At 71.5% G+C, this 9,144-nt stretch carries 7 protein-coding genes; 3 read left to right on the forward strand and 4 right to left on the reverse strand.

Features of this window, described 5'->3' with window-relative positions; translation table 11 throughout:
- From B0W80_RS33195 to phnD, 4 genes are all read right to left on the reverse strand, one after another.
- On the reverse strand, positions 1–251 hold a 251-nt coding region (locus B0W80_RS33195), incomplete at its 3' end, for a filamentous hemagglutinin N-terminal domain-containing protein (protein ID WP_143684898.1).
- A gap of 18 nt (positions 252–269) precedes the next feature.
- Positions 270–1,991 (reverse strand): ShlB/FhaC/HecB family hemolysin secretion/activation protein, encoded by a 1,722-nt coding sequence (locus B0W80_RS33200; protein WP_256856759.1) that lies wholly within the window; start codon positions 1,989–1,991, stop codon positions 270–272.
- A 199-nt stretch (positions 1,992–2,190) separates the two neighbouring features.
- A complete protein-coding gene (locus B0W80_RS33205; protein ID WP_083745797.1) occupies positions 2,191–3,261 on the reverse strand; it encodes a phosphate/phosphite/phosphonate ABC transporter substrate-binding protein in 1,071 nt (356 codons plus the stop codon).
- The gene (gene phnD, locus B0W80_RS33210) at positions 3,221–4,246 is read right to left on the reverse strand and encodes a phosphate/phosphite/phosphonate ABC transporter substrate-binding protein (RefSeq protein WP_077003403.1); all 1,026 of its coding nucleotides are present in this window, start codon (positions 4,244–4,246) and stop codon (positions 3,221–3,223) included. The genes B0W80_RS33205 and phnD overlap by 41 nt, the downstream gene beginning before the upstream one ends.
- 235 nt (positions 4,247–4,481) lie before the next feature.
- Between phnD and B0W80_RS33215 the strand changes: the two genes are divergently transcribed.
- The 3 genes from B0W80_RS33215 to B0W80_RS33225 form a co-directional block, all read left to right on the forward strand.
- Positions 4,482–6,377, forward strand: a complete 1,896-nt coding sequence (locus tag B0W80_RS33215; protein ID WP_077003400.1) for a hybrid sensor histidine kinase/response regulator — start codon at positions 4,482–4,484, stop codon at positions 6,375–6,377.
- A 132-nt stretch (positions 6,378–6,509) separates the two neighbouring features.
- Positions 6,510–7,520 carry an ABC transporter substrate-binding protein gene (locus tag B0W80_RS33220; RefSeq protein ID WP_083745799.1) on the forward strand — a complete coding sequence of 337 codons (1,011 nt, stop codon included), beginning with the start codon at positions 6,510–6,512 and terminating at the stop codon, positions 7,518–7,520.
- 23 nt (positions 7,521–7,543) lie between these two features.
- Positions 7,544–9,144: HAMP domain-containing sensor histidine kinase (locus B0W80_RS33225; protein ID WP_077003405.1), on the forward strand; the 1,601-nt coding region annotated here is incomplete at its 3' end.

Genomic DNA, 9,144 nt, shown 5'->3' on the forward strand with positions numbered 1-9,144 from the left:
CGGGTAGCGGCACGGCTGTTGTTGAGGATGAGCCCGCGCGCGGAGACGTCGAACTGGTTGTAGAGGTTGCGGGAGACGCCCGAAGCCGAGGGCGTGCGGATGTTCACGAGCGGCACGCCGTTGGGTGCCGTGAGCACCATGGGCCGCAGGTTCGCCGGCACGCCTGGGGCGCCGACGATCTGGGCGGACGAGGGCAGCATGGCCATCAGCGCCACGGCTCCAAACACGATGCGGTCAAAGCGCTTCTTCATCTCTTTTCCTCCATCCACTCAAAAGCTGTAGTTCAAGTTGAAGCCCGCCACGCTCCGGACCGCCGCGAAGCCTTCGGGCCTGCGGATCGGCGCACCCACGAACAGGTCGTAGGCCAAGCCCTGCCAAGCGCCACGCAGGCCGACCACGCCGCCCACCAAGCGCCGACTCGCCAGATCGCCGGTGGAGCGCCCGCCGACCTGCCCGACGTCGATGCCCGCGTACAGCTCGGCGCCGTTCCAGCCGGACATCCAGCCGAGGTCGCTGCGCAACAGCCAGCCGCGCTCGCCCATCAGGCTCGACTCGCCGTCGAAGCCGCGCACGGTGTAGCGGCCGCCGATGGCGAAGCGGTCTTGCGGCGTGAGCGGGCTGCGGTTCCACTGCGCGCGCCACAGGCCCGTGAAGCGCAATGGCTGATCGACGACGCGGAACGGCGCGCTCAGGCCGATTTCAGCGGTGGCGAGCTTGAAGCGTGAGGTTCCTTCGCCCCACTTTTCTTCGGGCGCAGGCCGGGCGCCCCAAGCCCCGGTGCCGCGCCGCCAAGCCAGGCTCGCATCGAGCGTGGCGTCGCCGATGAACTCGCGGTGCGTGAGGCCGAACTCCCAGCCCGACGTGGCGCGCTGCTGCACACCGATGTCCTCGTCGTCGAAGAAGTTGCGCGCGCTACGCCTGAGGATGCGCAAGCCGAGGCTGAGCTTGCGCTGTCGGTCGCGGTAGACGAGTCGCGAGAGCTTGAGCTCGGTGTCGGCCGACTCGCCGGCGAAGACGTAGGTCTCGTAGGCACCCTGCACGGTCTGGTGGTACTTGGCCCGCGACGCGGTGGCGCTGGCCAGCCAGTCTCTCCATGGCATCGCGTAGTGCACGGTCTGGCCGCCCGTGCCGCTGCCGGCGCGCCCGAAGGCATCGCGGCTGAGGTTGACGTAGAGCAGGTCGTGCATGCCCAGCGGGTTGTCCCAGGCAAGGGTCGCGCCGGCCTGGGTCTGGCCGGTGGCACGGGTGCCGCCGTCGTCCAGGCTCAGCGTCGCGCGCAAGGGAAAGCGCTGCTCGTACTCGACGACCAGATCGGCGTCGCCGGGCCGGGCGCCGGCCGCACCGGAAGGTGCGATGGCGATGTCGGCCAAGGCGGTGGGCGCACGTTTGAGGTTGTCCAGGCCCTGCTCGATGTCGCGCAGCCTGAGCAGATCGCCCGGACGCGCCGGAATGGCACTTGTTAGGGACAGGGCCGAGTCGATGCCATCGGCACGACGGATGGCCGCGATGCGGCCTGGAAACAGGGTCAGCGTCAGGCTACCGTGCTTCACGGCCTGCGGGCCGGCGAGCACACGGGTGGTGAGGTAGCCTCGCAAGGTGATGGCCCGCTGTAGCCGTGCGATCACGATATCGGTGCCGTGTGCGCCGAGGCAGCGCCCGCGCGGATCGTCCCAGCCATCCGGGCCGGCAGCCGCGTTCAGAGCCCATTGGAATTCTTCGGCGAGTTCGCCAGTCAGCACGATGCGCTCGATGCGCGTGCATGGCGCTTCGTCCTCGGGCAGGCTGCGGTCCTCGTCCTGCGGCACCGACAGCAGCCAGCGGGTGTAGCCGCGTCCTTCGTTCTGCTGCCGCAACTCGCGCTCGCGTTCACGTTCACGCAGGCGCTGTCGTTCGACGAATGGCTCGGGCGCGGAGGGCAACGCTGCCGCCGGCGGATGCACGAGCGCCGCAAACAGAGCCGTCAGCGCAGCCAGCACGGGCGGGAGCGCCACATTCCGTGTCATGCGCGAGCAGGCGCGCGCCTCTATCCGGGCCGCGAGCCCGCGACCTCCCCTGGAGTCCTTCAACAGCGTTCCTTGTTATTTTTGGAGCGCCGGATTCTGTTCGCGCATGCCGGCAACCAGCGCTGCCGCGCGAGGATTCATCAGAATTTGCCGTCGTCGGCGTGGGGCGCGGTGAGCCGCGCCGCGCTCAGGGTGCCGCGCCGCGCAGGGACTCGACCTGCTGTGCGTAGCTGCGCTCGATGCGCTCGAGCCGCGTGTTGCGCGCGGCCTCGTTGACCCATTGCGCGGCCAGTGCGCGCTGCCGGGCGTGCTGGTAGTCGAGCGCCGCAGTCGACAGCAGCGCACTGTTGTCTTCCACCGTGAAGCCGAGCGGTGCGTGCAGCGACTTGAGCACTTCGCGCTCGGCATCGCCGCGCGGCCCGCGGGCATGGCCATAGGCGGCCATGAACTCCTGCAGCTTCTTCTGCAGCCCGGCCGGATGGTCGCGCCGCGCCACGACCAGCGCCGGCGGCGTGGCTTTCGATTCCCAGATCACGTGCAGCCGTGCGGCCTCGACCGGAAACTGCTGCTTGAAGCGCTCGAAGTCGGTGGTGTTGTTGGTGGCGACGTCGGCGTCGTCGTTGGCCACGGCCAGCGCGGTGCCCTGGTGGGTGTCGACCAGCTCGCTCTGAAAGCGCTCCATCGCGACGCCGTGCGGCAAGAAGAGTTCGAGCTGCGGCACGATGAAGCCCGACACCGAACGGCTGTCGCCGCGCGCCAGGCGCCAGCGTTCGGGCGTGGCCAGCAGTTCCTCGAGCCGGGCGGGCGGCGCGCCGCGGCGGGCGAGCAGCACCGCCCGGTGGCTGGCCGCGCCGGCATGCCGCTTCACCTGCGCCAGCACGCTCATGCGCTGCTGCGACACCGCGTCGAGTGCCAGCTTGGCGGACAGCAGCGCCAGGTCGACCTCGCCGCGCCGGATGGCCTGGTCGAGCGCTTCATAGGAGCTGACGGACAGCGCGGACACGGGCCGGCCCAGCGCTCGGCTCAGGTCGTCGAGCAGCGGCGTCCAGCTCTCGCGCGACTCGACGGCGCCGCCGATGGGGAGCACGCCGAAGCGGATGGAGCTCGATGCATCGACGCGCACGCCCTGCGCCAAGGCCGCGACGGGTGCGGCGAGGCCAGCGCCCAACGCGGCCTGGCAAGCTGCGGCGCACAGCAGTCGCCGCCGCCCGCCGGGCTCAGGGCGCGGCGCCGCGCAATGCGGCCGCCTGCTCGGCATACCCGCTCTCGATGCGCTGCAGGCGGGCCTGGCGCGCAGATTCGTTGACCCACTGGGCGCTCATGGCGCTCTGCCGGGCCAGTTGGTAGGCGAGCTTGGCCGCCGGCAGCAGCGACGTGTTGTCGGCGGGCAGAAACCCGGCCAGGTCGTGCAGCGACTTGAGCACGGCACGCTCGGCATCGCCGCGCGGACCCTTGGCACGGGCGTAGTCGACCAGGAAGGCCTGCACCTTCTTCTGGAACTCGGGGCTGTAGTCGCGCCGCACCACGATCTGGGCATGCGGGATCAGCTCCGATTCCCAGATGACCTGCAGGCGCTCGGCCTCGGCCGGAAACTGCAGGCGGAACCGCTCGAAGTCGGCCGTGTTGTTGGTGGCGACGTCGGCCTCGCCGTTGGCCACGGCCAGGGCGGTGGCCTGGTGCGTGCCCACCACTTCGCTGGCGAAGCGGGTCTCCATGGCGATGTGATTGGGCAGGAAGAGCTGCAACTGCGGCACGATGAAGCCCGACACCGAACGGCTCTCGCCACGGGCCAGGCGCCACCGGTCGGGCTGGGCCAGCAGGTCCTTGAGCGTGGTGCGGTCGCCGGTCTTGCGGGCCAGCAGCAGCGCGCGATAGCCGGGCAAGCCGTCGTGGCGCGTGACTTGCGCCACCACGTTCATGCGTCGCTGGGACACGGCGTCGAGCGCCATCTTGCCGGACAGGAAGGCCATGTCGACCTGGTCGCGCTGGATGGCCTGCTCCAGCGCCTCGTAGGAGTTGACCGAAAGTACGCTCACCGGCCGGCCGAGGCCGCGGCTCAAATCGGCCAGCATCGGCTCCCAGTCGTTGCGCGACTCGAAGGCGCCGCCCAGCGGCAGGATGCCGAAGCGCAGCGGCACCGCGGCCGACGACGCGGCGACCGGCTGCGCGGGCGCAGCCAGCTGGCAGCCCAGGCACACGGCGACCAGGCCGCGCCACACGAGGGACGCGGCGCGCCGTGCCATCATCTGCAAGCGTTGAAAACGACCGGTGGAGGCGGGGGCGCAAGTGGCCCTGAAGCGGTGAACGGTGACGGAGGCCTGCATCGAATTCTGGACGGGCGCCGGCGGCGGACTGGTCAAAGCGGTTCTGGAGAGAACACAATTAGAAACCAACTTCGTCAGATTTCGTGACTTTTTCCCCCGCCCCAGTACTTCAGTCGAAGCGCCGCACCGGCGGCCGGGCACCACTGAGGCGCCCATGAACTGGCCTTTTCGTGCCCTGCGCCTGCTCGTGCACCTGACGCTGGCGCAGCAGCTGGTGCTGCTGGCGCTGCTGCCTGCCACGGTGGCGACGCTGGGTGCGATCGCCGTGCTCACGCGCCAGCACCTGGCCAGCGTGACCGACCTGATGCGCGCCAATGCGCAGACCGTGGCGCTGCAGGTGGCCACCGTGGCGCAGTCGCAGATGCAGCGCATGGACCGCCGCGCCTTGCAGCGCACCGCGTTGTCGGGCAGCTACCAGCCCCACGTGCAACAGGTGCAGATCTGGTCGGAAGACGGCGAGATCCTCGCCAACTCCGAGACCGTGGACCGCCAGCGCGGCGAAGGCCTGCAGGTGGTCGCACCGATCGTGGCCGACGACGGCAAGCATGCCGGCAAGGTGATGGTCGAGATCAGCCTGGACGCGGTCGAGCGGGCCAAGCGCACGGTCTGGTTCAACGTGATGCTGGTGCTGGCGGCTGCCCTGGTGGGCGTGGGGCTGGCCGGCTGGTGGGCGGCGCGGCGCATCAGCGCCCCGATCCGGGCACTGGGCGAGGCGGTCGACCGCCTGGGCGCTGGCGAGGACGTGCAGGTGGAAGTGGCGGGCTCGGCCGAGGTGCGGCGCCTGCAGCACGGCTTCAACGAGGCGGCCCGGGCGCTGTCGGAAAGCCGCGGCCTGCTCGAAAGCCGCATCGCCAACGCCATCGCCGAGCTGGCGAGCAAGAACCAGCAGCTGGAGGTGGCGAGCCAGGCCAAGACGCGCCTGCTGGCCGCCGCCAGCCACGACCTGCGCCAGCCGCTGCACGCGCTGACGCTGTTTTCCGACGGCCTGGCCAATGGCGAGACCGACCCGGTGCGGCTGCAGCGCATCGGCCACATCCGCGAATGCGTCGATTCGCTGGACCGCCTGTTCTCGGGCCTGCTCAACCTGTCGCAGCTCGACGCCGGCGTGCTGCAGCCGCAGTGGGTGGACTTTCCGCTCGACCAGCTGTTCGACGAAATCAGCCGCAACTTCCGCCCGGTGGCCGAGCAGCAGAACCTGCGGCTGGTGGTGCGCAAGACCGAGCTGTGGGTGCGCTGCGACTACCTGATGCTCTCGCGCATCCTCAACAACCTGGTGTCGAACTCGCTGCGGCACACCACCGAAGGCGGGGTGCTGATGGGCGCGCGCCGGCGCGGGCGCGGCGTTCGCATCGACGTGGTCGACACCGGCGTGGGCATCGCGGAGCATCACCAGACCCGGGTCTTCGAAGAGTTCTACCAGGTCGAATCGCAGCCGCACCAGGGCCGCGACGTGCGCGGCATGGGCCTGGGCCTCGCCACCGTGCAGCGGCTGGCCGCGCTGCTGAACACCCGGGTCGAGCTGAGTTCGCAGCCGCACCGCGGCACGTGCGTGCGCGTGATGGTGCGGTCCGCCGAGGCGGCGCCGGCCCTGGCCGCACCGGGCGCGCTGCCGGTGGGGATGGGCAGCGACGAAGAGCCGAACCTGCAGAACGTGCGCGCGCTGGTCATCGACGACGAGCGCACCATCCTAGAAGGCCTGCAGGTGGTGCTGACCAACTGGGGCGCCGAAGTCATGACCGCCCAGACGCGCGCCGAGGCGCTGGCCTGCGCCGACACCTGGGATCGCCCGCCCGACGTGGTGGTGAGCGACCTGCTGCTGCGAGGTGGCGACAACGGCCTGGACGTGCTGGCCGCGCTCGAGCGGCACCCCCGCGGCATCGGCGCCGCCACCGCCCGCCTGCTGGTGACCGGCGAGACCAAGCCCGACCGCCTGCGCGAGGTGGCGAGTTCGGGCGTGGCCGTGCTCTACAAGCCGGTGTCGCCCAAGCTGCTGCGGCAGGCCATCGGCGCGCAATTGGCCGCCGTGCGCGAGATAGGTAATAAGGCATAGGCCGAGCGGCCGCGAACCCGCGCCGTCCGTCGCTTCAATGCGCCCGGCCGGAGGCAGACATAAGCCCTCCGCCTTATCGCGCGAAAAGAGCCGGCTTCGTACATTGGTTGCATCACCCCACAGGTGCAGTTCATGTTTGCGAATCCTTCTTCAGGGCTCCTCCGGGGGCTGCGCGCCCTAGCGAGTGCCGCCTGCGCGACCCTGGTCGCGGCCAGCGCCCATGCGGCCGCGCTCACGGTGCTGCTGGCCGACGACAACGCCGCCCATGCGGAGTTCGTGCGGCTGCTGCGCGAATCGCAGGACGCAAGCAGCCGCTTCGAGCTGGTGCGCCTGCCCGCCGACGCGATGCCCGCGGACCGGGTGGCCGCCGCCGATGACCGCGTGACCACCGGCGTGCGCACGCGTGGCCTGCGTGCCGGCGCCACCGTCGCGGTCGAGCCGCCGGTGACCATGGCGGTCGGCTTGGCGGCGGCGCGCAGCGCGATCGAGCGGCCCGGGCAAGACCCGCTGGTGCTGGCCATGCTGAGCCGGCTCGACTACGAGAGCATCAAGAGCAACCCCGCGCTCAAGCGCGGCGACCGGCCGGTGGGCGTGCTGCTGCGCGAGCCGGCCATGGCCGACCAGCTGGCGCTGATCGACGCGCTGCTGCCGCAGAAGCGTCGCCTCGGCGTGGTGGCCACCTCCGAATCGGAGCCGATCGTGCGCGAGCTGCAACGCGCCGCCCACGGCTGGGATCTGCACGTCGAATACGCGCCGGACGCCAAGTCGCTCGCCGCCGTGATGCGCGTGCTGCTGCCGCGCAGCGACGCCATCATGGTGCTGCCCGACCTGATCGGCGACAGCCAGGCCGCCACCCTCTCGGTGCTGCGCGCCGGCGCCGGCGCGGGCCTGCCCGTGTTCGGCACCAGCGAAGGCCTGGTGCGATCGGGCGGCCTGGCCGCCGCCGTGTCCACGCCGGGCCAGCTGGCGCAGCAGGCACGCGCGCTCGGCCAGAAGCTGGCCATGGGTCCGGTGGCGGGCGGCGTGTTGGTGGAGGCCGCGACGCCCTCCACGGTGCGCGTCAATCCGACCGTCGCGCGCGGGCTGGGCCTGCGCCTTCCCGAGGAGCGTGAGCTGAGCGAACGCGTGGGCTCGGCCCGATGATCGCCCGCAGCCACGGTCTCCCCGTGACCACTGCCGCAGCAGGCCCCACCGACCCGCCGGCACCGGATGCCCGCGCGCTGGTCGTCGGCGGCAGCCTGCAGCGCGACCTCTTCCGGCTCGGCGTGGTGCCGTGCGCGGCCGTGGCGCTGGCCCTGACCGCCTGGTTCACGAACAGCCGGCTCGACACCCTGGAGGCTGCCTTCAATGCCGAAGGCCATGCGGTGGCGCGACAGGTGGCCGCGATGTCCGACCTGAGCCTGTACGCCGGCGACCTGCCCGCGCTGCAGAACGTGGCCAACGCCGCCCTGCGCGGTGGCCAGGTGACGCGGGTGGAGATCAGCAACAGCGCCGGGGTGTACGTGACCGCCGGCCCCAAGACCGCGCCGATGGACCAGCTGCGCATGTTCACCGCGCCCGTCGCGTTGCGCGAGGCCTCGCGCGCCAGTGCCTTCGCGCCCGAGGGCTCGACCGCCGCCGGCGAAAAGCCGATCGGCCTGGTGCAGACCTTTCGCGACACCACCGACTACGCCCGCGAACGCACCCGTTCGCTGATGGCCGGCATCGGCATCGCGATGATCGCGCTGATCGCCGCCTGGGCCTGGATGCGCCACACCGCGCGCAGCGTGGCGCAGCCGCTGCGCCGCATCTCGCGCACGGTGGCCGCCCTGGAGGCCGGCCAGTTCGACACCCGCTGCAGCGTGGTGGCACCCGGCGGCGACGCGCCCGCAGCCGACGGCAAGCGACGCGCCCAGCACGAGCTGGCCAGCCTCTCTTACGACATCAACCGCCTGGCCGAGCGACTGCAGCGCAACCGGCAGCAGAGCGAGGAACAGGTGCGCCAGGCCACCGCCGTGGCGCTGCAGCGCATGGCCGAGGCCGAACAGGCCGCGCTCTCGCGGGCCCGATTCCTGGCCGCGGCCAGCCACGACCTGCGGCAGCCGCTGCATGCGATGGGCCTCTTCATCGACGGCTTGCTGCCCACGGCCAGCACGGCGCAGCGGCCCGCCGTGCTCCGCCTGCAGGAAGCCGCCGAGTTCATGAGCGTGCTGCTCGACGACCTGCTCGAGATCTCGCGCCTCGACGCGCAGGTGCTCACGCCGACGATCGGCAGCCTCTCACTCGCACAGCTCTTCGACCAGCTCGACGCGCAGCATGCGGCCCGCGCGGCCGCGGCCAACGTGCGGCTGGTCTGGCGCGACCGCGGCCTGGCGGTGCGCTCCGACCCGGCGCTGCTGCTGCGCATCCTCGGCAACCTGGTGGGCAATGCGATCACCCACAGCGCACCCGACGGCACCGTGCTGGTGGCCGCGCGGCGCCGCGACGGCAAGGTGCGCATCGAGGTGCGCGACAACGGCACCGGCATCGCGCCGATTCACCAGGCGCGCATCTTCGAAGAGTTCTACCAGGTGGCCAACACCGAGCGCGACCGCCGCCAGGGCTTCGGCCTGGGCCTGGCGATCTGCGCGCGCATCGCCGCCCTGCTCGGCACGCGCATCGCGCTGCGCTCGGCGCTGCAGGCGGGCAGCAGCTTCTCGCTGGCGCTGCCCGGCGCCGACCCGCGCGAGGTGCAGCCGCCGGCGCCCGAGCCCATGGCCACCTCGCCACTGGCGGGCCTGCGCTGTTT

Origin of the sequence: Variovorax sp. KK3 (assembly GCF_001984055.1) — a bacterium.
In the GTDB taxonomy this organism is placed as follows: Bacteria; Pseudomonadota; Gammaproteobacteria; order Burkholderiales; family Burkholderiaceae_C; genus Variovorax.